Raw genomic sequence first — 21,970 nt, forward strand, 5'->3', positions numbered from 1 at the left:
CAATTTGACCCGATTTCGCCCTCGTAATCGGCAAATAGGGTCCTCCGTGTCCGTTAGACCCGCAACACGGCGGTTCCACATTAACGGCCGTGGAGTCCGTTAGATCTGCTCGCCGCAGCCGCTCCCGGCTAACGGACACAGATGCGCTTATTCGGCGATTCTCCGCCGATTTATAACGCTAACGGACTGCTGCGACGCTATTCCGCCATTTCAACCCGATTTCGCCCTCGCAATCGGCAAATAGGGTCCTCCGTGTCCATTAGACCCGCAACACGGCGGTTTTCTCCACATTAACGGCCGTGGAGTCCGTTAGATCTGCTCGCCGCAGCCGCTCCCGGCTAACGGACACAGATGCGCTTATTCGGCGATTCCCCGCAGATTTATAACACTAACGGACTGCTGCGACGCTATTCCGCCAATTTGACCCGATTTCACCCTCGCAATCGGCAAATAGGAGCCCCCGTGTCCGTTAGACCCACGACACAGCGGTTTTCTCCACATTAACGGCCGTGGAGTCCGTTAGATCTGCTCGCCGCAGCCACGCCACCTCCCGGCTAACGCCGCTCCGCTCCGCCTCGTCCCGTCTAACCCCGCAAAAAAAGATGCCCCAGACGCTCAAACGGCGTCCGGGACATCCTCTCATTTTACACTTCAAAGGAACTCTTCAGCGAAACGATCAAATTAAACACCAGTTTATCGCTGGTCGTATGCTTCGGATCCACGTTGAAATAACCGTGGCGGAAAAATTGGAACTTATCGTGCGGCTTCGCATCCTTCATATTCGCTTCCACGAAACCTTGCACGATCGTCAGCGAGTTCGGGTTGAGATTCTCCAGGAAAGATGCGTTCTCATCCTCTTCATCGTCCAGAATGAGCGGCTCGTAGAGACGGAACTCCGCCGGCACAGCCGTTTTCGCATCGACCCAGTGGATCGTGCCCTTCACTTTACGGCCTGTAAAGCCGCTGCCGCTCTTCGTCTCGACATCGTACGTACAGTGCAGCTCCACCACTTTGCCGCTGGCATCTTTGACGAAGTCGTTGCACTTGATGAAGTACGCGTTCTTCAGGCGCACTTCGTTGCCGGGAAATAACCGGAAATATTTGTTCGGCGGGTTTTCCATGAAATCATCTTGCTCGATGTAGATCTCACGGGAGAACGGAATTTGGCGGTGCCCCATCTCCGGGTTCTCCGAGTTGTTCTCCGCATCCAAATACTCCACGCCATCCTCCGGATAGTTCGTGATGATAACCTTGAGCGGGTTCAGAATGCCCATCGTGCGCAGAGCCTTCAGCTTCAAATCCTCGCGGATGAAATGATCGAGCATCTTCGCATCGACGGTGCTGTTGCTGCGGGCCACGCCGATCTCACGGGCGAAGTTGCGAATGGATTCCGGCGTGAAGCCTCTGCGGCGCAGTCCGGAAATGGTCGGCATCCGCGGATCGTCCCAACCGTCAACGGCTTTCTCGTCTACGAGCTGCTTCAGCTTTCTTTTGCTCATCACGGTATTGGTCAGGTTCAGGCGGGCGAACTCGTATTGTCTAGGCACATTCGGCATCTCGCACTCGCGGATGACCCAGTCGTAGAACGGGCGTTGGTCCTCGAACTCCAGCGTACAGATGGAATGCGTAACGCCTTCGATTGCGTCTTCAATCGGATGCGCATAAGCGTACATCGGGTAGATGCACCATTTGTCCCCGGTGTTGTGATGGTGCGCATGAACGACACGATAAATGACCGGATCGCGGAAGTTGATATTCGGAGAAGACATATCGATCTTCGCGCGAAGCACGCGCTCGCCGTCCTTGAACTCTCCTGCGCGCATCCGTTCGAACAAAGCCAAGTTCTCATCCACGCTGCGGTCGCGATGCGGGCTGTTCGTTCCGGGCTGTGTCAGCGTCCCGCGCGTCTCGCGGATTTGATCGGCCGTTTGGTCGTCGACGTAGGCCAGGCCTTTGCGGATTAACAGCACCGCACGGTTGTACATTTCCTCGAAATAATTCGATGCAAAAAAGAGGCCGTCCCATTGGAATCCCAGCCAAGCGACGTCGGCTTTGATGGATTCTACATACTCGGTATCTTCCTTAACGGGATTCGTATCATCAAAACGGAGGTTCGTCAGTCCTTTGAACTCATCCGCCAATTCGAAATTGAGAACAATCGACTTCGCATGTCCTATATGAAGGTATCCGTTCGGTTCTGGGGGGAATCGGGTAACGATCTGGCTGACTTTGCCTGAATTTAAATCTTCGATTACAATGTTCTTAATGAAATTGGACGTCGTGCTCGTAGGAGTCTTCGTTTCCATATTGTGCCAGCCTTTCTCCCAATGGTTAAAGTTTTATTTTCTATCATACACTAAAACTTACTAAAATATAAAGGAGCCCGAGCGATGGAGACTTTCGAACACTATCTGGATAAATACGCCGAACTGGCCATCCGTGTAGGATTAAATGTACAAAAAGACCAAACGGTCGTTATTATGACCCCGATTGCTTGTGCCGATTTCGTGCGAAAGCTGGCCAAGAAAGCCTATGAGGCTGGTGCCAAAGACGTGGTCGTCGACTGGGATGACGATGAAGTGAAGGCGCTGCGCCTCAAACATGCGCCGGAGTCCACACTGCGCGAGTACCCGATGTGGCGGGCGAAAGGGCTGGAAGAGATGGCGAAGAACGACGCCGCTTTCTTGCAAATCTACGCCCCCAACTCCGATCTGCTGAAAGATGTAGATCCGGAACGGGTTGCCGTCTCCTCCAAAACCGCGGCTACGGCGCGCGAAGGCTTCCTCAACTATATGAGGAACAATCAAGTAAGCTGGTTGATGGTTTCTTACCCGACGGCGGAATGGTCCGCCAAAGTATTCCCGAATTTGAGCGAAGAGGAGCGCGTTCGGAAGCTGTGGGAGCAGATTTTCAAGCTGACCCGCGTAGACAACGACGATCCGGTCGCCGCATGGAACCGGCATGTCGCCACGTTAACCGGCAAAATGAATATGCTGAACGATAAAAGATATAAGCAGCTCCATTTCAAATCCGAGGGAACCGACTTGTATATCGAGCTTGCGCCCAAGCATCTGTGGGTTGCCGCGGGAAGCGAAACGGAGAAGGGCACTTTCTTCATCCCGAACATCCCGACGGAGGAAGTGTTCACCATGCCGGCCAAAACCGGCACGAACGGGACCGTACGCAGCACCCTGCCGCTTAGCTACCAAGGATCCTTGATCGACGGATTCACCCTCACCTTCGAGAACGGCAAAGTGGTGAATGCCACCGCGGAAGTGGGGCAAGAAGTGCTGAACAAAATGCTGGACATGGATGAAGGCGCCCGATATTTGGGCGAGGTTGCTCTCGTGCCTTACGATTCGCCGATCTCCAAATCCGGATTGATCTACTATAATACCCTATTCGATGAAAATGCTTCCTGCCACATCGCGTTGGGCAACTCCTACCCGTTCACTATTGAAGGCGGTACTGGGATGAAGCCTGAGGAGCTGGCGCAGAACGGATTCAATAAGAGCTTAATCCACGTCGATTTCATGATTGGCTCCGCCGACATGGACATTGACGGACTCTTGGAAGACGGCACCCGGGAGCCGCTGTTCCGCAAGGGCAACTGGGTGTAAAACAGGATCACCCCAAAAGGAAAACCGCCGCGTCATGAACGACACCCCAATGATTAGATTCGATCTAACATTGAATGTGCCCCTCACCATGACATGGCGGTTTTTTTTATCGTGCGAGGCTGGGCGGCAGACTTGGGACTACTGCGGATTTTTTCAGCACCCATCCGCCTTTCTTCCACTGCCATTCGGAGGTCACATAGCCGAGCGTATCTGCGTTCGAGATGCCGGTAATCCGCTGAACGCCTCTCAACTCACAGCGGCCGCTGCCTTCCTTGTCCACAGGCTTCAACAGGCTGTAGGCATCTACAGTGACAATGATCGGCTTAACGGGCTTCCCATCCTTGTAGACGCCGAACTGCTCATAGTCGTCCTTGCGGTCCTTAATGTCAATTTTGAACGAATTGCCGGTTTCCTGAATCTTCATGAGCACGACATAATTTTTCTTGAACGTGGCGGAGACGCGGAGCGGCACAGGCAGCGGGATCGCCGTCGGGACATTATTTTTTAGCGAGTACATATAAAAGCTGGACAATCCGCCACTGCCCCCGTTTTCGGCAGAGACATAAATCTGCGGCAGCTTGTCGCCGATGAAATCGCAGAACTGCATATTCGGGTTGTAGCCGCCCTGCAGCGGAATGACGACTCGGGTCTGCCCAGGGCTGGTCACCACGACGAACAGCTTATCGTAGTAGGGACTGCCCATGTCCAGCTTCGAACCGACGAGAGAGACGTTGTCGGGCTTGCCGTCTCCGGTTACATCGATGTCGCGGGTTTGGATCAACTGCCCCTGTTGTGCCGGTTCAGGCTGCTGGACCGGCGGAGGGAGCTCCTCATAGCCTGCCGCTCGGACCGCGCCCGCTCCTCCGAAGGAAAGGCAGCATGCCAGTAAGCCGGCCGTTACCGCACACAGAGCGGTTTTCACGCTTTTGGTCAACATATCCATCATCTAACTCCCTTGAACCTTAATTTGAATTCGGGCTTATTATTTCAAATTTTTCCAAGGGGTATTCCACTATGCCATCATCGGAGGACGTCGGACCTTGGTCGCCTGCTCGAAAGCGTAGGCCAAACCCAGCAGCTTCCCTTCACTGTAGGCTCCCGCTGCGAACATGACGCCCATCGGACCGTCCTTGGTGTAGCCGGCAGGCACGATAAGCAGCGGATACCCGGCCCGCGCCGCGATGTCGTAACCTTCGTCGCCGGGAAACAGCAGCGCATCCAGACTGTGCTCGGCCAGCACATGATCGATGCCTCCCGCCCGGGTCAGCTCCTGATATTTGGCCAAATTAGCGAGATACGCTTCTTCGGTGAGCGTACCGCTTGTCTCCTCCGACCAAATCAGCGTATTCTGCCCATAGACTAATGCCCGTGCGGCATGCTCTTCATTGAAGGCGATGACCTCCTGCAAGGAATGCACGGGTACGGAGGCGTCCAGCTTCGATAAGTAGTCGTTGAGGTCTTTTTTGAACTCGTAGCGCAGCACTTCGTAATTCCATTCCGCTTGCTCGCATGGCAGCGACACCGGGTCAATCACGATCGCCCCTTGCTCCCGCAGCACGTTCACGGCACTCTCGGCAATACGCCGCGCCTCACCGGACAAATCTTGGTAGAACCATCGTGGGATGCCGATTCTTGCGCCTCGCAAGCTGTCCGCATCCAGGAAGGCCGTGTAATCCTGATGATACCGCCCTTCACTGGCCCGGCTTAAAGGGTCCCGTGCATCCACGCCTGTCATTGCGCCTAGCAGCAGCGCAGCATCCGTCACCGTCCGCGTCATCGGTCCGGGCGTATCCTGAGAGTGGGAAATCGGAATGATGCCGCTCCGGCTAAGCAAGCCCACCGTTGGCTTGAGGCCGACCAAGCTGTTATGGTGAGCCGGATTCACAATGGAGCCGGACGTTTCCGTGCCGACCGCCGCAGCGGCGAAGCTGGCCGCCGTCGCTGCCCCCGAGCCGGAGCTCGATCCGCCCACCTCAAATGTCCCGGGACCATAAGGGTTCAATACTTGGCCTCCCCTGGAGCTGTAACCGGAAGGCATCGGCCCGGACATGAAATTCGCCCATTCCGTCATGTTGACCTTCCCGAGCAGCACAGCCCCTGCCTCTCGCAGCTTCGCGGCGATGAAGGCGTCCTCGGCGGCGCAGGATTCCGCAAGCGCCAAAGAGCCCGCACTCGTATGCATGCTGTCGCCCGTGTCGATATTATCCTTGAGCAGGATCGGAATGCCGTGCATAGGCCCGCGGCTGCCCTGCTTCCGCCGCTCCTCATCGAGCTGCTGTGCGATGTACAGCGCATCCGGATTAATTTCCAACACCGCGTTAATGCGGTTATTGAGCTTCTCTATTCTTTCTACATACATAGCGACCAGTTCGGCCGAGGAGATCTCCCCCGCTTCCATCGCTTGTTGCAGAGAGGTGATGTCAGTATCAACGATCCAATCTTTGTTCTCTTTCCCAATCAATTGCAATCCCTCCTCCAAGTTTCGAGACATGGCTACCTGAGTTATACTATACTCTGTGTATGGGTATTTATGGAATACACGTTCAGCGAGGGGGATCCTATTGCAGCTTATCAAACGAATCAAAGACAGCGATATCCTCGGCGGCGAGCCTGCATACTTAGATGTCGTATCGCGCTACGCGTCGAGAGGTGTTCTGGTGGATCGCGAGATGAACGTCGCGATGATGTATATGTCGGAAACAGATCTATATAAGCTGCCAGGCGGAGGCATCGAGAACGGCGAGCTTCCGGAGGATGCTTTTCTACGCGAGATTATGGAAGAAACCGGCTATGAGGCCGAAATCACACACGTCCTGGGGCGCATTGAAGAGCATAAGAACCGCAACGGCTTCATGCAGCTCTCCTACTGCTACATCGCTCAAGCCCAACATCTTGCCACAGCTCCCGCATTGACCAAAAAAGAAAGGCAGCTCGGCATGTACGTAACGTGGATGAACTTAAGCCAAGCCTTGGAAGTCATGAGCGAATCCCTGGCCAAATGCCGCCAGTACTCCCCTTCTTTCATGCTGTTGCGAGATAAAACCATCCTGGAACAGGCCTTCGGCATCATCGCCGGACAGCGGAGTCCTGAATAGATCTAATGCAAATCAGTGAGGTGCTTCTTTTTGAAAATCGATCGTCTGCTTGCCATTACCATGCTGCTGCTGAATCGCCGCCGAATAAGCGCGAAGGAGCTCGCAGAGCGCTTCGAGGTATCGCTGCGCACCGTGTACCGGGATGTAGAAGCCATTAATCAGGCGGGGATTCCCATCGTGTCCTATGCCGGCTTAAGCGGCGGTTATGAAATCATGGACCAGTACCGGCTGGAACGCCAATTCCTGTCCCTGGAAGAGTTGCAATCGATCATTGTCGGGCTCAAAGGGATCCGGTCCACCGTCGGCGAACAGGAAATCGGCAATCTGCTCGATAAAGTCGGCGCGCTCGTCGCCAAATCGGAGATGAATACCGCAAGCCGGCTCGACAATCAACTTATTATCGATATGAATCCATGGCGTCAAGACAGCCAAGACCAAGAGAAGCTGGGCAGGCTGCGCACAGCCATCAAGGAATCCAAACAAATTACCTTCCAGTATATTTCATCCCAGAGCGAACAGTCCGTTCGCACGGCGGAGCCGATGAGCATCGTCGCCAAGGGCTTCGGCTGGTATCTATACGGCTACTGCCTGCTGCGCCAGGATTACCGTACCTTCCGGCTATCCCGGATGAAAGAAATCGAAGTGCTGGACCAAACCTTCGAACGAAGAGCCGACGTCGCCCAGCCCCTCCAGCATGGCTGGGGCCAATGGGACTCTAGGGCTCTGATCACCATGGTGCTCCATGCACAACCCAGCATCCGAGCCCAGATCGAGGATTATTTCCAAACCAAGCAGATTGCCTATCAGCCTGACGGCTCCATGATCGTTACCGCCCAACAACCGAACGAGCCCTGGCTGCACAACATGCTGCTCGGCTTCGGACCTGGCGTACGCATTCTCGAGCCCTCGCATCTGGCGGCCGTGATCAAAGAGAAAGCCGAAAAAATTGTAGCGCTCTATTCCTAACACTGACAGGATGTTGTCAGTCAGGGTGCCTATAATGAGGATATATCCCATTCAAGGAGGCTTCTCTTATGTTTACTACGATTCAAGATTTCGTTAACGAGTGGAACCATGAATCCAAAACGACTCAGCGCGTACTAGATACTTTGACCGACGCGTCCCTTGCCCAGCGCATTGCGCCGGATTTCCGTTCGCTCGGCCAATTGGCTTGGCATATCGCCACGACGATCCACGAGTTCACGACCCGTACCGGCCTATCGTTCGAAGCGCCTGAAGGCGGCGAGCTTGCGCCGGCCTCGGCCAGCGTGATTGCCGATACATATCGGTCGCAAGTTGCAGCGGTAACCGGCGCGATCCAATCCCAATGGACGGATGCCAAGCTTACGGAATCCAGCGACATGTACGGCGAGATGTGGCCTAATTCACTGGCGCTGCGCATGCTGATCTCGCACGAAATTCATCACCGTGGCGAGATGATCGTGTTGATGCGCCAAGCCGGACTGCGCGTGCCGGATGTGTACGGCCCGACCCGCGAGGATTGGCTGGAACGGGGCATGCAGCCGCTCGTGTAATCGGGCGGTACGGACCTTCACGGGGATTGGGATAAATTTGGAAGAGTGGGGGAAGAGTAAGGGAGCTTAAGATTCTAAGCTCGGAGCGTGACTCGATTGCTCGACTTTATTCACACACAGGAAACTTTGACAGCCGCCGAATGGGCCATGCGGGCCATCGTAGGCTACATCTTCCTGCTCATCGTAGCCAAATTGCTGGGGCAGCGTTCCATCTCCCAGCTCCGATTTCTAGATTTCATAATTGCGCTTATTCTGGGCAATATTATTGCCCACCCCTTGTCCGACGAGCGCTTGTCGTTAACAGGCTCCATGATAACCACCACTGTGCTCGTGGCTCTGTATATCATCACCTCATGGCTCGGATTAAAATGGAACTTCCTGAAGCATTACCTCGATCCGGCGCCTCTGAAGCTGATCCAGCACGGTCAGATCATCATGCGAAACTTGGGCAAAGCCCGTATTTCGGTCGACCATCTCTTCTCGGAGCTGCGCAAACAGCAAATCGAAGATATCCAGAAGGTCGCTCTCGCCCTGTGGGAACCCGGGGGCACTATCTCCTTCTTCCTGGAGTCCCAGTATCAGGCCGTTACGCCGAAGGATTTGAATATCCCTACCGCCTCCTTCTCACTGGTCAAGCCTGTTGTGGTAGAAGGAACGACGAATGCCGCCATGCTGACCGAGCAGGGGAAGAACCAGGCGTGGCTGGAGGAACAAGTTCATCATGCACAACTTGACCTCCAAGATGTCGTTCTGGCCACCATCGACGACCAGCACCAAGTGCGCTTCTACACCGAAGCGGATACGAACGGACAGGACGAGCTCCCTCCTTCTTGAGGGGCTCGTCTGGCCGGTATCCCCGTGTCCGGGCCGTCTTGACCGGCATGAGCCGCTTGAGCAGCATCGCCGCCTTCCTTGCTCAGGCAGCGCAAAAGGCATCAGCATGCCCACCGTCACGCGCTGAGACAATACCGGCATGGCATCCCCCAAAGCGAGCTGCAGACCGACGGTGTAACGGAATCGGGTACCCGGTGATGTTTCTCCCGGATCGGGACATTTTGAACGCGGCTTCGAGCTTCTCCTTCCTTAACGAACAAACCGCCCAGCTGCGGCGCTGTACTCGAAGCTTCAGCTTCAAGTATCCAGCGACTAAGGCTAAGCGGCTTAACGCCAAAATAAACTTACGTATGGCTGAAGCGCTTCTCGATCTGTTTGCTGATCACCATCGAAACGCCGATAAATAACACCACATAAACGAGCCGTGCGGGGCTCTCGATAAACCGGTGAATATCGTAACCGATGAAAGACACCGACATTACCATCACCGCTTTGCCGGCAAGAACAGCCACCAGGAACGACCGAAACCTCATCCCGACCAACCCGGCCGCCATATTAATGACGACGAACGGCCCCACCGGAAACAAACTGAGCAGGAACACATAATTGAAAGCCTGTCTGCGCGCCCAGACGAGGCTTTTTTGCACCTTTGGCTTCTGCGACCAACGCACCAGATAGGGGTGGCCCGCCACTTTTTTCACAATTGCAAACGTCACCAGGCATCCGCTAACAATGCCGATCCACGAGTACAGAAAGCCGAGCCACAGCCCGTATACGGCAGCGTTGACGCTAATGATAACAAGCGTGGGCAGCGGGGGAACGAACGACTTCATAAATGGAAGTAAGAGACCTGGCAACGGACCTAATGAGCGGTACTTTTCGAGCAGCAACGCCAAATTCTCCTCCGTCATGTAGGACAATAACTCTGAAATACCCATGAGGGACCAACACCCACCTTGCTGAACTATAAAACTCGGCGGACACACCGCCTTCTATAGGCATGATAGCATATTTTGCTGGAGCGCGGCAGTTTCTGCCGGTGCAGCCGGGACGGTGCGGTGCGGAACGGCTTGAGCAGTTGCTGACACTGGCTCTAAGGCGGGCAGAGGATGCTCGGATGGGAGATGGGGTTGCTAAAGGTGCAGGCTGCACTTGATGCGCGGGAGCGAGCTTGGCGCGAAAGCTGGTTGCGGCCAAGCGGCGGGTTGCAGCCCAGAGGCGGCGAAAGCAGACTAGGGTGACTGGTTGCGGTCCAGCGACGGCAGTATGGGGGCTGACTTCTTGGGCTGCGCGAAAGCAGATTACGACAGGATGGCTGGTTACGGCTCAGCGGCGGCAGTATGGAGGCTAACTTCTGGGGCTGCGCGAAAGCAGATTACGACAGGATGGCTGGTCACGGCTCAGCGGCGGCAGTATGGAGGCTAACTTCTGGGGCTGCGCGAAAGCAGATTACGACAGGATGGCTGGTTACGGCTCAGCGGCGGCAGTATGGAGGCTAACTTCTGGGGCTGCGCGAAAGCAGACTACGACAGGATGGATGGTCACGGCTCAGCGGCGGCAGTATGGAGGCTAACTTCTGGGCTGCGCGAAAGCAGACTATGGCAGGATGGCTGGTCACGGCTCAGCGGCGGCAGTATGGAGGCTAACTTCTGGGGCTGCGCGAAAGCAGGTTACGACAGGATGGATGGTCACGGCTCAGCGGCGGCAGTATGGAGGCTAACTTCTGGGGCTGCGCGAAAGCAGACTACGACAGGATGGCTGGTTACGGCTCAGCGGCGGCAGTATGGAGGCTAACTTCTGGGGCTGCGCGAAAGCAGGTTACGACAGGATGGATGGTCACGGCTCAGCGGCGGCAGTATGGAGGCTAACTTCTGGGGCTGCGCGAAAGCAGACTATGGCAAGGCGAGTTGAGTCACGCTAGGGAAATTGAATCCTCTATTTCCGGCGGAAACGGTATTTTAGCAGGCTAAGCGGAAATACGGTTCGCTATTATACAGTTCAACACCATTTCCCGCCTATCCAGAGGCGAATAAGGTATTGTATTTCCGCTAGACGGTCGGAATACGCCCATTTTGCCCGAATAGGGGATTAGATTTCCCTTTCAAACTGAAACCTCCCCGCTGCAGCCGCTTACGAGCCCAGTTCACCGTGTGTAGATACCTCAGGATAGGCTTGAAACGATGTAGGGGACCCTCGGACTTCCACCTGCACCACCTCCCCTCCTCTCATGATTGTTCGCGGGCAGCTAGATTGACGTTTGTAGATACCTCAGGATAGGCTTGAAACGATGTAGGGGACCCTCGGACTTCCACCTGCACCTCCTCCCCTCCTCTCATGATTGTTCGCGGGCAGCTAGTTTAACGTTTGTAGATACCACAGGATAAGCGTGAAACGATCTACGGGACCTTGGACTTCCACCTGCACCTCCTCCCCTCCTCTCATGAATGTTCGCGGGCAGCTAGTTTGACGTTTGTAGATACCTCAGGATAGGCTTGAAACGATGTAGGGGACCCTCGGACTTCCACCTGCACCACCTCCCCTCCTCTATGAATGTTCGCGCGCAGCTAGTTTGACGTTTGTAGATACCTCAGGATAGGCGTGAAACGATGTATGCGACCCTCGGACTTCCAACTGCACCTCCTCGCCTCCTCTCATGAATGTTCGCGGGCAGCTAGTTTAACGTTTGTAGATACCACAGGATAGGCGTGAAACGATGTATGGGACCCTCGGACTTCCAACTGCACCTCCTCGCCTCCTCTCATGAATGTTCGCGGGCAGCTAATTTGGCGTATGTAGATACCACAGGATAGGCGTGAAACGATGTATGGGACCCTCGGACTTCCAACTGCACCTCCTCGCCTCCTCTCATGAATGTTCGCGGGCAGCTAATTTGGCGTATGTAGATACCTCAGATAGGCGTGAAACGATCTATGGGACCTTCGCGGGTTGGGGAGCACACGAGACACGGACCCCTATAAACAAAGAAAAATCCTGCAATTCGTGCATTAAATCCCACAGCATGAGCACTAACGGCTCGATACACCGGAATTTAAGGCACTTATTACAGGATTTTTTCAATTCATGCATTCAGCCTTATTATGATGCCTACTGCATGCTACTGTACTTGTAATGCAAGCTTAGTTTCGCAGGCGGCACCAACGACCAGCAGCCTACAGCAGCAGCCGGCCTGGAAGCCATCACGCTTCCAACGGGTTGACCGCCTCATGGAGCAGCTGCTCCAGCTCGGCGGTGTAAGCCGCCCGCTGCGCTTCGATCCAACCGAAGCGCTCGGCCATGAAGGCGATCACCGGAGCCTTCCACTGCCTTGCCCACGCGATATCGAAGAAGAGGGCTCCCGTACGTCGGATGAAGAAATCCGACGGCTTCACAGCCATCTCGTGCTCGATCGCGTACACGAGCGCAGCGAGCACAGCAGCGGGCATGCCCCGCTTCGCCGCCTCATCCCGGTACTGCTCCACAAGCGCAAACACGGCGTCCACGTTGGACCCGTAGCGGTGCGCCAGCAGAGCAGCCTCAGACCGCGCCAGCCCCAGCTGCTGCCCCTGGCTGGCCTTGCGCTGCACGAACGGTTCCAGCTGCGCGGAGCCGCCCACATCGCCGCCGGAAATCGGCAGCGTGCGCGTACGGCTCGGGGGCAGTCCAGCCCCCGGCGCTGTTCCCTCCGCCACCAGCATGGCGGCGATTTTGTCCACGACCGTCTCCGCCATTTTGCGGTAGCCGGTCAGCTTGCCCCCGGCCATCGAAATAAGGCCGGAGTCGGAGACGAAGATTTCATCGCGGCGCGAAATCTCCGAAGGATCTTTGCCCTCTTGATGGATCAGCGGGCGCAGCCCGGTCCAGCTCGACTCGACGTCCGCTTCCGTCAGGCCGAGGGTCGGGAACATCTCGTTCGCGGCACGCAGCACGTAGGCGCGATCCGCCACCGTAATCCGGGGATTCACGATATCCCCTTTGTAGTTCGTGTCTGTCGTGCCCACGTAGGTTTTGCCGTCACGAGGGATGGCGAATACCATCCGTCCGTCCGGCGTATCGAAATAAATCGCCTGCCGCAGCGGAAACTTGCTCTGGTCGAAGACTAGGTGCACGCCTTTGGTCAGATGGAGGGTTTTGCCTTTCTTCGAACGGTCCATCTCACGAAGCGTATCGACCCAAGGTCCCGCCGCATTGACAATCTTGCTTGCATACAGCGAGTAAGACGCTTTCTTCCCTTCGCCGCCAAGCTGATCCACCACACGCACGCCGATCAGCTTGCCGTTGTCCATCAGCAGCTCTTCCACTTTGGCGTAGTTCACCGCTTGAGCGCCGAGCTCCACCGCTTTTTTCATCACTTCAATCGTCAGCCTCGCGTCATCCGTGCGGTATTCCACGTAATAGCCTCCGCCACGCAGATCCTGCTTTTTCAACAGCGGCTCATGACTTAGCGTTTGCTCGGGACGAAACATTTTTCTGCGCTCCGACCGTTTGACCCCGGCCAAGAAGTCGTAGACGCGCAAACCAAGCGACGTAGAGAACTTGCCGAACGTACCGCCTTTATAAAAAGGCAGCAGCATCCACTCCGGCGTCGTCACATGCGGCCCATTCTCATACACGATCGCCCGTTCCTTGCCGACTTCGGCTACAACCTTCACGTCCAACTGCTTCAAGTAGCGCAGCCCCCCGTGAACAAGCTTGGTCGAACGGCTCGATGTCCCCGCAGCAAAATCCTGCATATCAATCAGCGCCGTGCGCAGCCCTCTGCTCTGCGCATCCAACGCGATACCCGCACCTGTGATGCCTCCTCCGATGACGATCAGGTCAAACTTCTGCCCAGACATGGCCTGCAGTCTTTCCGTTCTTGATAATCCGCTAAATGGTTGTGTCATTCCAATCTCTCCCCTCGAATATGAAAGCGAAAAAAGCCACAACAAACCCGGCACGCTCTCGCGTACAGGTTGTTCTGGCTTCTCCTAGTCTCCTACCATCGTATTAACTTGTTATCATAAGTATATCATTGCCCTGAATTATTTGAAAGCCATAGCAGCCCGTATTGCTTTTTTCCAGCCGCTGTACAACTTATCCTGCTGCTCCGCGTCCATGCGAGGCTGAAACACTTCGTCAATCTGCCACTGAGCCGCAATTTCCGCTTGGTCCTTCCAGAAACCGACCGCCAGCCCTGCCAAGTAAGCAGCTCCGAGCGCCGTCGTTTCGCTCACGACCGGCCGCTCTACACAAGCGCCCAGCATATCGCTCTGGAACTGCATGAGGAAATTGTTCTTCACCGCTCCGCCGTCAACCCGCAGCTTCGTCAGCCCAATCCCGGAATCGTCCTCCATCGCCTGCAGCACGTCCTTGGTCTGATAAGCAAGAGACTCCAGCGTTGCCCGGATGAAATGCTCCTTCGACGTCCCCCGCGTCACTCCGAAAATCGCGCCGCGAACATCGCTATCCCAGTACGGCGTACCTAAGCCGACAAAGGCCGGCACGACATAGACGCCGTCCGACGAGTCCACGCGCTGCGCGTACATCTCGCTGTCCTGCGCTGTTCGAAGCAGCCGCAGCCCGTCGCGGAGCCATTGGATCGCCGAGCCCGCTACGAAAATGCTGCCCTCCAGCGCATACTCCACCTTGCCGTTCAACCCCCAGGCTATGGTGGTCAGCAGCCCTTTGTGGGACGTGATCGCTTCGCTGCCCGTGTTCATCAGCATAAAACAGCCGGTGCCGTAGGTGTTCTTGGCCATCCCTTTCTCGAAGCATGCCTGCCCGAACAGTGCCGCCTGCTGATCACCGGCCGCGCCTGCAATCGGAACCGCTGCGCCGAAGAACAGGCTTTCCTCCGTGTATCCGTAGATTTCGGAAGACGATCGAACCTCCGGCAGCAGCGAAGCCGGGACGTCCAGATGGCCTAACAGCTCCACATCCCATTGGAGCTCATGGATATTGTAGAGCAGCGTTCGCGAAGCGTTGGAATAATCCGTGACATGCGCTCGACCGCCAGTCAGCTTCCAAATGAGCCACGTGTCCATCGTGCCGAACAGCAAATCCCCCTGCTCAGCCTTCGCTCTCGCGCCTTCCACGTGGTCGAGAATCCATTTGATTTTGGTTCCGGAGAAATATGGGTCAATCAAGAGGCCCGTACGCTCCCGAAAAAGGTTATTAAGCCCCTTCGTCTTCAGGGCGTCGCAAATATCGGCGGTTTGCCGCGACTGCCACACAATGGCATGATAGACCGGCTCCCCGGTATGCCGGTCCCAGACTACCGCCGTTTCCCGTTGGTTGGTGATGCCGATGCCCGCAACTTCCGCCGGCTGCACCCCCGACTCCAACATCACGGCCGTCATTACCGCCTGGATCGACTGCCATATTTCAATCGCATCATGCTCCACCCAACCCGGCTTCGGGAAATGCTGCTTGAACTCCTGCTGCGCCGTGCGCACGATGCTCCCTTGTGCATCAAACAAAATCGCTCGGGAACTGGTCGTTCCTTGATCGAGCGCAAGAATATAGGAAGCGGCTGCTGCCATACTAGTTACCCCCACGTGATTAGGATCGTTGATGATAATGCTGCCACAGCTCGGTATTCGAGGTTGTAACGGCTGTCGCCCCGGCTCCCAGCGCCTGTTCCACATCCCCTGAGGTACGAATGAGGCCACCGGCAAAAATCGGGATGCCCGAACGCTCTTTCACCTCGGTAATGATGTGCGGAATAATGCCGGGAAGCACCTCGATATAATCAGGCTGGGTCCTCTCCAGAAGGGTGTAGCTTTTCTCAAGGGCACTGCTGTCCAGGAGAAAAAGCCGCTGAATGGCTAGAAGGCCGTTCTGCTTGGTCTTCGTAATGACCGTTCCCCGCGTGGAAATGATGCCGGCGGGACGAATGCTTTGGCACAGAAACTCCGCCGCATACTCGTCGTTCTTCAGGCCTTCGATTAAGTCGGCGTGAAGCAGCAGCTTTTTGCCGTTGGCACGCCCCAGATCTACAATGCTTTTGAGCTGTCCGATATGGCTGTCCAGCAGCACAATGTAGGTATAGTGGGACTTCAGCAGCTTCTCCAGATCTTTCATCTTACGAATCGCCGGTAAAATTCGCTGCTCCTGCAAAGACAAGCTCATCATCTCCGTTCATGTGCCCCCTTGCGGTGGGAAGAACACCAAAAAACTCACGAAAGATATACCAATGCTATGCAATTGGCAATCCCCGTGAGTTCTCCAGTTCTCCGTCACATGTTATTAACTTACTCCCATTGTACTTACACCCGCCCCGCCTGTCAATGAGAATAAACGTCTAGGATGTCGACAAAGCTTTACGCACGGCTAAAATGTACTTGGACTGGTCCAGCGGATTCACACCGCGCCGCTTCCGTTCGGCATGCACATCCGGCGGACTCGGCTGATACCCGCCGAACGAGGAGGTGATGACGCCTCTGCCCCCGGACATGGCGCTGAGCTTCACGGGGTAGTCCAGCGACGTGGCGACGGGGAGCCGCCCTTCGACGACGAACCTGTCGCCGCTCACTTGCGGCGGATCGAAGGTCGCCCGCATCTGCACCAGATCGCTGAGCACCTTGCCGCCGTAAACCTCAGGCACAGTAATCCGCACCTGCAGCATCGGCTCAAGCAGCGTCGTTCCGGTTTGGGCAAGGCCCTGCATGAGCCCCATCGGCGTGGCGACGGCGAAGTCAAGCGGGTGGGTGTGCCACACGTGGTGCTCGCCGTAGGTGAGCGTCACCTTCAGATCAGTCACCTCCCAGCCGAACAGCCCTTGCTGCAGCGCCTCCGGCACGCGGCGCTCCACCTCGCTCTGGTACTGAGCCAGCAGTTGATCGGCTCGCACTTGCGACGCATAGACGAGCCCGCTGCCCGGTGCGCCGGGCTCAATGCGAAAGCGCAGAATCGCCCAGCACGGCTTGGGCATCGTATAAGCGATGTAGCCTTCGCCAGGCTGCGATGGCGTTTCCTTGTAAATCACGGAAGGCTGATCGAATCTTGCCTTCAGCCCGAAACGCGAAGCCAGCAGGCTCGTTAGAATCTCCAGCTGGATCGCGCCCATCACCTTCACGTGCAGCTCGCGCTCCTCCTGCAGCCATTGCAGGTCGAGCAGCGGATCCTCATCCGTCAGCTCCTGCAGGGCGGCGACAAGCGCCGGATACTGCGCGTCGTTCTCCGCATGCACCTGTACGGTCAGCAGCGGCACCGCCAGCCGAGGCGCCGGGGGAACGGCGTCAGGCCGCCCCAGCACGTCGCCGATGCGCACCTGCGCTAAGCCGCACACGGCGGCTATATCGCCAGCCCCGACAAACCCGATATCTTCGGCCCGGCGGCCGTCGATCTTGCGAATCTGGGTCACCTTCTCCTCCACGCCCCGCGTGGCATTGAACACGGTGTCCCGGTTGCGGATCGTCCCCTCGTAGAGGCGGACGTAAGCCATTCTCCCCATGGTCTTGTCGCGCTCGACCTTGAAGACGACGGCCGACAGCGGCTGCTCCGCGCTGCCGCTCGGCCCTGGCAAATAATCGAGGATCGCCTCCAGCAGCTCCTCGATACCTACTCCTTTGCTCGATGCTCCGGCAAGCAAAGGAAACGCTTGCCCCTGCCGGGCGTACCGCCGCAGGGCTGCTTTCACGTCGTGCGCCGGGACGGGCACGCCTTCGACGTAGCTCGCGAGCATCGCTTCATCGAGCTCGGAGAGCTTCTCGACCGCTGCCGCCAGGTCGAAGCCGGGCGCGGAGGCGCCCTCTTGGAACACGCTCGCTACGCCGCGGAACGTGTCCTCCGCCCCTAGCGGCGCCTGGATCGGCACCGCCATCGGCGTGAGCTGCGTCTCGATTTCGTGCAGCACTTTGGCCGCGTCTGCACCTACGCGGTCCATTTTGTTCACGTACAGAAGCGTAGGGATGCCTAGCGATTGCAGCGCGTGCCAAATCATTTCCGTCTGCGACTGCACGCCTTCAACCGCCGAAACGATAAGAATTGCGCCGTCCATCACTCTCAGGGAGCGCTCGACTTCCGACAGGAAGTCCACGTGCCCTGGGGTATCTACCAGATTGATGAAGGTATCTTTCCAGATCAAAGCGGTCGTCGCGCTGCGTACCGAGATCCCCCGCTCCCGCTCCACATCCATAGAGTCCGTCTGCGCGGTGCCGCTATCCACGCTGCCGAGGCTGCGAATACGGCCGCTGTGGTACAGCAGATGCTCGGTTGTCGTCGTTTTACCCGCATCGACATGGGCGAAAATGCCCACATTTCTTCGCTTAGTCGAGAGATGATTGTTGCCCTTGCCCTTGTCCTTGTCCTCAGTCATGAGAAAGCTCCGCTCCTTCTGTTTACCAGCCATAGTCCTCCTATTATACTAGATCTATGAATATTTAAGGAGGTAGGCTGACTTGCCTGACATCGACGCCGGTTCCGATATCCCAGAAGAGCATTCATCCGTATCACCGCTGCGCCCGATCCTGCTTCATTCCGAGCATCCCGCCATCCTGGCGCTGTCCGAAACGGACAGCCGGTTGGCGCGCCTCATTCGCCTTGTGGGCGAACTGACGCTGACGCCGAGCGCCCAGCCTTTTGAGTCGCTGGCCATGTCGATTATTTCCCAGCAGCTTTCGGCCAAGGCGGCAGCCACGATCAAGGCCAGAGTCAAGCTGGCCGTGCCGGAATTTACGCCGGAGCAAGTGCTGGCTGTCGATGAGGCCGCCATTCGGCAATGCGGCGTGTCCTTTCCCAAGATCCGCTACATCCGCGATCTTAGCAGCAAAGTTATCGCCGGCGAACTGCGCCTCGACAACTTGCGCGAGCTCGACAACGAAGAGCTGCTCCGGCAGCTGACCGGCGTCAAGGGCATCGGCGTTTGGACGGCCGAGATGTTTATGATTTTCGCGCTCGGCCGGGCGGATGTCATGTCCGTCGGCGATGCCGGGCTCCAGCGCGCAGCCCGTTGGCTGCACCAGCTGGACGAGCGCAAGGACGGCAACTATTTGGGCCAAATCGCCCCGGCGTGGGCGCCTTACCGCAGTTTCGCTTCTCTGTACCTGTGGCAGGCGGTGGACCAAGGCTTCGTCGACTCCGGCCTGCCGATAGAGCAGCTGACTTGACGCTAGGCGGGTTCGGCCGCTGCAAGGCAGTGGTCGCCCGCTTCGTGCTGCGTCATGCTACTTCATGCTGCATCCAGGCTCCCGCAGCCTCGTCAGCCCGGCGTCTAGCATGCTAGCGCGGCTGTTTACTGCTAACGCTCCACGGCAGCTATACCCCTCATCATTGTCCCGTATGCAATCTAACGGACACCGGAGACCCTATTAGCCTCTGTGTCCGTTAGCACAGAATCTTTGCCTTATGTTTCATGCAGCGGAACCCGCAGCCCCCGCAAATACGTCTGCAGCAGCCTCCGCAAGCTCTCATCCCGCTCCAAATCCATCCGGAACCCGTTCTGTCCCTCCAGCGAGGCGAAGCCGTGCACCATACTGCGGAAGCCGCGCACCACATGCAGCGCGTCCTCTTCGCTCAATCCGTACGGCTCCAGGATGCGCAGCAGGAAAAGCACGACGTCCTGCCCCGCTTCCTTTAGCTCGGAATCCTCGTAATCGGGCAGCATTGAAATGGCTTCGTAGAGACCCGGATGCTTCCTGGCGAAATTGACGTAGGCGAAGCCTGCCGCCAGCAAGGCGCTATCCTCCGCTTTGCCGATCACCGCTTCGACCATCGCAGCCTTAATGAGCAGCAGCCCGCGCCGGGAGAGCTGCTTCCGAAGATCGGGAAGCCCCTTGATATGATTATAAAGAGACGGTGTTTTCACGTTCAGCTTGGCAGCCAAAGCCGCCAAAGTCAGCCCCTCCACGCCCGTCTCATCCGCTATTTCTACCGCTGCCTGCAGCACATTCGCTGCGTCCAGTCCTTGTCGCTGTGCCATAATCCCACTCTTCCTTTACTCTAAATGTTAGCTGTCTCCAGGCGAAACTTTCTAGCCGCTTCTTCAATAGCCCGGTCCATCACGGTAAGCGGCTGCTCAATCATTTTGCCGTGTCCTACCGCGAGGACCGAAGGCGCCAGCGCCCTCAGCTTCCGCGCACTGTCCAGCGACACCTCACGGTTCCAAGTCGCCATCGCCGGGAAAGGGAACCACAACTTCATCAGCCCGGACACCGCCACTCCGCCGCGGACTTGAAAGGCGTCGCCCGCAACCAACGCACGGCTGCGCACATCAAGGAAGGCCATCGAACCCGGCGTATGCCCCGGTGCGGCAACGGCTTGCAGCGAGCCGATCCGGTCGCCGTCCGCCAACAGCACATCCGGCTTCGTCCGGATTGCCTTCGGCACATCGCCTTTAATCGGCGATTGTCCTTCCCCGGCTTCCAGCTCCTTGCTGCCCGCCAGCAGCTTCGCATCTCGGTGCGAGATGTAGACTTTCACCTGCGGAAGCTCCAGCTTCAACCGGTCCAACGCCCCGACATGATCTCCATGCGCATGGGTAAGCACGATACGGGTGATAGGCTTGCCGATGCGCCGAGATGCCTCAAGAATGCCTTTGACACTGAATGGCAGCGCCGCATCGATGAGCGTCAGCTCACTCTCCTCTTCCACCAAATAACAATTCACTGGGAAAAAATTAGGCATGAAAGCCACCTGATGTAAAAACCCGATTTGTGTTAATTTCATCTTCGAACGCCTCCCGTTTACTATTTATATTAGTATAATAACTAATTGCATTAGTTTTGTAAAGGGGGATTGCTCCCAACCCTCAATTATTTTTTCCGTTATGGTAAAATAAAGCTATCTCTACTTCTAATCTTGCTAAAGTGAGGATTCCTTATGAATACTGAAACGTTAGAACTTTTCCGGACATTGACCGAGCTTCAGGCAGCGCCTGGCTTCGAGCGTGAAATACGCAGCTTCGTCCGCGGGGAAATGGCCAAATACACGGACGAATTCGTCCAAGACGGCCTCGGCAGTCTATTCGGCGTCCTGCGCGGCGATGAGGCCGGTCCGCGGATTATGGTGGCCGGCCATTTCGACGAAGTCGGCTTCATGGTGAGCGGCATCACCGAGCACGGTACGATCAAATTCCAGCCCCTTGGCGGCTGGTTCAGCCAAGTGCTGCCCGCGCAGCGCGTGCAGATCATGACCGCGCAGGGACCGGTCACCGGCGTGATCGGCTCGGTGCCCGTGCACTTGCTGGACGAGGCGGCACGCAGCAAGCCCGCAGACATCAAGACGATGTACATTGACATCGGCGCGGAAGACAAAGCCGATGTGCAGCGCATCGGCGTCAAGCTCGGGCAGCAGATCGTGCCGATCTGCCCGTTCACGCCCTTGGCCAATCCGAAACGGATTATGGCCAAGGCATGGGACAATCGCTACGGCGTCGGCCTGGCGATTGAACTGATGAAGGAGCTTCACGGCGGGCCGAAGCTCCCGAATGTGCTGTACGCCGGCGCGACCGTACAGGAAGAAGTCGGCGTGCGCGGCGGACGCACGGCCGCGAACCTCATCCAGCCCGACTTGTTCTACGCGCTGGATTGCAGTGCCGCCGGGGATATGACCGGCGACCGCAGCGCCTACGGGCAGCTCGGGCGCGGGGCGCTGCTGCGCATCTTCGATCCGACGATGATTACCCATCGCGGGATGGTCGAGTTCATTCTGGATACGGCGGAGACGCATCAGATTCCGTATCAGTATTTTATCTCCGGCGGAGGCACCGACGCCGGACTCGTGCATGTGTCCGGTACGGGCGTTCCGTCAGCAGTCATCGGCGTCTGCGCGCGCTACATTCATACGTCCGCATCGATTCTGCACGTAGACGACTACGCCGCTGCCAAGGAGCTTCTCATCAAGTTAGTGCGAGCGAGCGACCGCACAACATTGAATACCATTCATGCTCAAGCGTAACCATGAAATA

Annotated in this window: 18 protein-coding genes; 8 read left to right on the forward strand and 10 right to left on the reverse strand. The window is 56.8% G+C overall.

Annotation, left to right across the window (positions count from 1 at the left end; all coding sequences use genetic code 11):
- Positions 1-644: 644 nt before the first annotated feature.
- Entirely contained in the window at positions 645-2,306 is a 1,662-nt protein-coding gene (locus tag PUT07_RS26550) for a glutamine--tRNA ligase/YqeY domain fusion protein (RefSeq protein WP_274471792.1), read from the reverse strand.
- Between the two features lie 84 nt (positions 2,307-2,390).
- Between PUT07_RS26550 and PUT07_RS26555 the strand changes: the two genes are divergently transcribed.
- The gene (locus PUT07_RS26555; RefSeq protein WP_274471793.1) at positions 2,391-3,620 is read left to right on the forward strand and encodes an aminopeptidase; all 1,230 of its coding nucleotides are present in this window, start codon (positions 2,391-2,393) and stop codon (positions 3,618-3,620) included.
- A gap of 106 nt (positions 3,621-3,726) precedes the next feature.
- Here PUT07_RS26555 and PUT07_RS26560 read toward each other — a convergent pair whose 3' ends face one another.
- Positions 3,727-4,557 carry a hypothetical protein gene (locus PUT07_RS26560; protein WP_274471795.1) on the reverse strand — a complete coding sequence of 277 codons (831 nt, stop codon included), beginning with the start codon at positions 4,555-4,557 and terminating at the stop codon, positions 3,727-3,729.
- Between the two features lie 75 nt (positions 4,558-4,632).
- On the reverse strand, positions 4,633-6,078 hold the full coding sequence (locus PUT07_RS26565) for an amidase family protein (RefSeq protein ID WP_274471996.1): 1,446 nt from the start codon (positions 6,076-6,078) through the stop codon (positions 4,633-4,635).
- A 103-nt stretch (positions 6,079-6,181) separates the two neighbouring features.
- Here PUT07_RS26565 and PUT07_RS26570 point away from each other — a divergent pair, with 103 nt between their 5' ends.
- The 4 genes from PUT07_RS26570 (at position 6,182) to PUT07_RS26585 (ending at position 9,084) form a co-directional block, all read left to right on the forward strand.
- Positions 6,182-6,715, forward strand: a complete 534-nt coding sequence (locus PUT07_RS26570; protein WP_274471796.1) for an NUDIX hydrolase — start codon at positions 6,182-6,184, stop codon at positions 6,713-6,715.
- 30 nt (positions 6,716-6,745) lie between these two features.
- Complete coding sequence (locus PUT07_RS26575; RefSeq protein ID WP_274471797.1) at positions 6,746-7,681, forward strand: helix-turn-helix transcriptional regulator; 936 nt, start codon at positions 6,746-6,748, stop codon at positions 7,679-7,681.
- Positions 7,682-7,749: 68 nt separating this feature from the next.
- The gene (locus tag PUT07_RS26580; protein WP_274471798.1) at positions 7,750-8,250 is read left to right on the forward strand and encodes a DinB family protein; all 501 of its coding nucleotides are present in this window, start codon (positions 7,750-7,752) and stop codon (positions 8,248-8,250) included.
- A 96-nt stretch (positions 8,251-8,346) separates the two neighbouring features.
- The gene (locus PUT07_RS26585) at positions 8,347-9,084 is read left to right on the forward strand and encodes a DUF421 domain-containing protein (RefSeq protein ID WP_274471799.1); all 738 of its coding nucleotides are present in this window, start codon (positions 8,347-8,349) and stop codon (positions 9,082-9,084) included.
- A gap of 344 nt (positions 9,085-9,428) precedes the next feature.
- Here PUT07_RS26585 and PUT07_RS26590 read toward each other — a convergent pair whose 3' ends face one another.
- A complete protein-coding gene (locus PUT07_RS26590) occupies positions 9,429-10,022 on the reverse strand; it encodes a TVP38/TMEM64 family protein (protein WP_274471800.1) in 594 nt (197 codons plus the stop codon).
- Positions 10,023-10,572: 550 nt separating this feature from the next.
- Here PUT07_RS26590 and PUT07_RS26595 point away from each other — a divergent pair.
- A complete protein-coding gene (locus PUT07_RS26595) occupies positions 10,573-10,878 on the forward strand; it encodes a hypothetical protein (RefSeq protein WP_274471801.1) in 306 nt (101 codons plus the stop codon).
- A gap of 1,403 nt (positions 10,879-12,281) precedes the next feature.
- On the opposite strand, the gene PUT07_RS26600 is transcribed toward PUT07_RS26595, so the two are convergent.
- From PUT07_RS26600 to PUT07_RS26615, 4 genes are all read right to left on the reverse strand, one after another.
- Complete coding sequence (locus tag PUT07_RS26600; protein ID WP_274471802.1) at positions 12,282-13,967, reverse strand: glycerol-3-phosphate dehydrogenase/oxidase; 1,686 nt, start codon at positions 13,965-13,967, stop codon at positions 12,282-12,284.
- Positions 13,968-14,105: 138 nt separating this feature from the next.
- The gene (gene glpK / locus PUT07_RS26605; RefSeq protein ID WP_274471803.1) at positions 14,106-15,605 is read right to left on the reverse strand and encodes a glycerol kinase GlpK; all 1,500 of its coding nucleotides are present in this window, start codon (positions 15,603-15,605) and stop codon (positions 14,106-14,108) included.
- 19 nt (positions 15,606-15,624) lie between these two features.
- Positions 15,625-16,197, reverse strand: a complete 573-nt coding sequence (locus tag PUT07_RS26610; protein ID WP_379240699.1) for a glycerol-3-phosphate responsive antiterminator — start codon at positions 16,195-16,197, stop codon at positions 15,625-15,627.
- Positions 16,198-16,366: 169 nt separating this feature from the next.
- A complete protein-coding gene (locus PUT07_RS26615) occupies positions 16,367-18,415 on the reverse strand; it encodes a translation factor GTPase family protein (RefSeq protein WP_338000775.1) in 2,049 nt (682 codons plus the stop codon).
- A 244-nt stretch (positions 18,416-18,659) separates the two neighbouring features.
- On the opposite strand from PUT07_RS26615, the gene PUT07_RS26620 reads away from it, so the two are divergent.
- Positions 18,660-19,172 carry a DNA-3-methyladenine glycosylase family protein gene (locus PUT07_RS26620; RefSeq protein WP_274471804.1) on the forward strand — a complete coding sequence of 171 codons (513 nt, stop codon included), beginning with the start codon at positions 18,660-18,662 and terminating at the stop codon, positions 19,170-19,172.
- Positions 19,173-19,408: 236 nt separating this feature from the next.
- On the opposite strand, the gene PUT07_RS26625 is transcribed toward PUT07_RS26620, so the two are convergent.
- Positions 19,409-19,984 carry a TetR/AcrR family transcriptional regulator gene (locus PUT07_RS26625; protein ID WP_274471805.1) on the reverse strand — a complete coding sequence of 192 codons (576 nt, stop codon included), beginning with the start codon at positions 19,982-19,984 and terminating at the stop codon, positions 19,409-19,411.
- A gap of 20 nt (positions 19,985-20,004) precedes the next feature.
- The gene (locus tag PUT07_RS26630; RefSeq protein ID WP_274471806.1) at positions 20,005-20,730 is read right to left on the reverse strand and encodes an MBL fold metallo-hydrolase; all 726 of its coding nucleotides are present in this window, start codon (positions 20,728-20,730) and stop codon (positions 20,005-20,007) included.
- A 153-nt stretch (positions 20,731-20,883) separates the two neighbouring features.
- Between PUT07_RS26630 and PUT07_RS26635 the strand changes: the two genes are divergently transcribed.
- Positions 20,884-21,960, forward strand: a complete 1,077-nt coding sequence (locus tag PUT07_RS26635; RefSeq protein ID WP_274471808.1) for a M42 family metallopeptidase — start codon at positions 20,884-20,886, stop codon at positions 21,958-21,960.
- Positions 21,961-21,970 lie beyond the last annotated feature (10 nt).

Source organism: Paenibacillus sp. MAHUQ-63 (assembly GCF_028765165.1).
Classification (GTDB): domain Bacteria; phylum Bacillota; class Bacilli; order Paenibacillales; family NBRC-103111; genus Paenibacillus_E.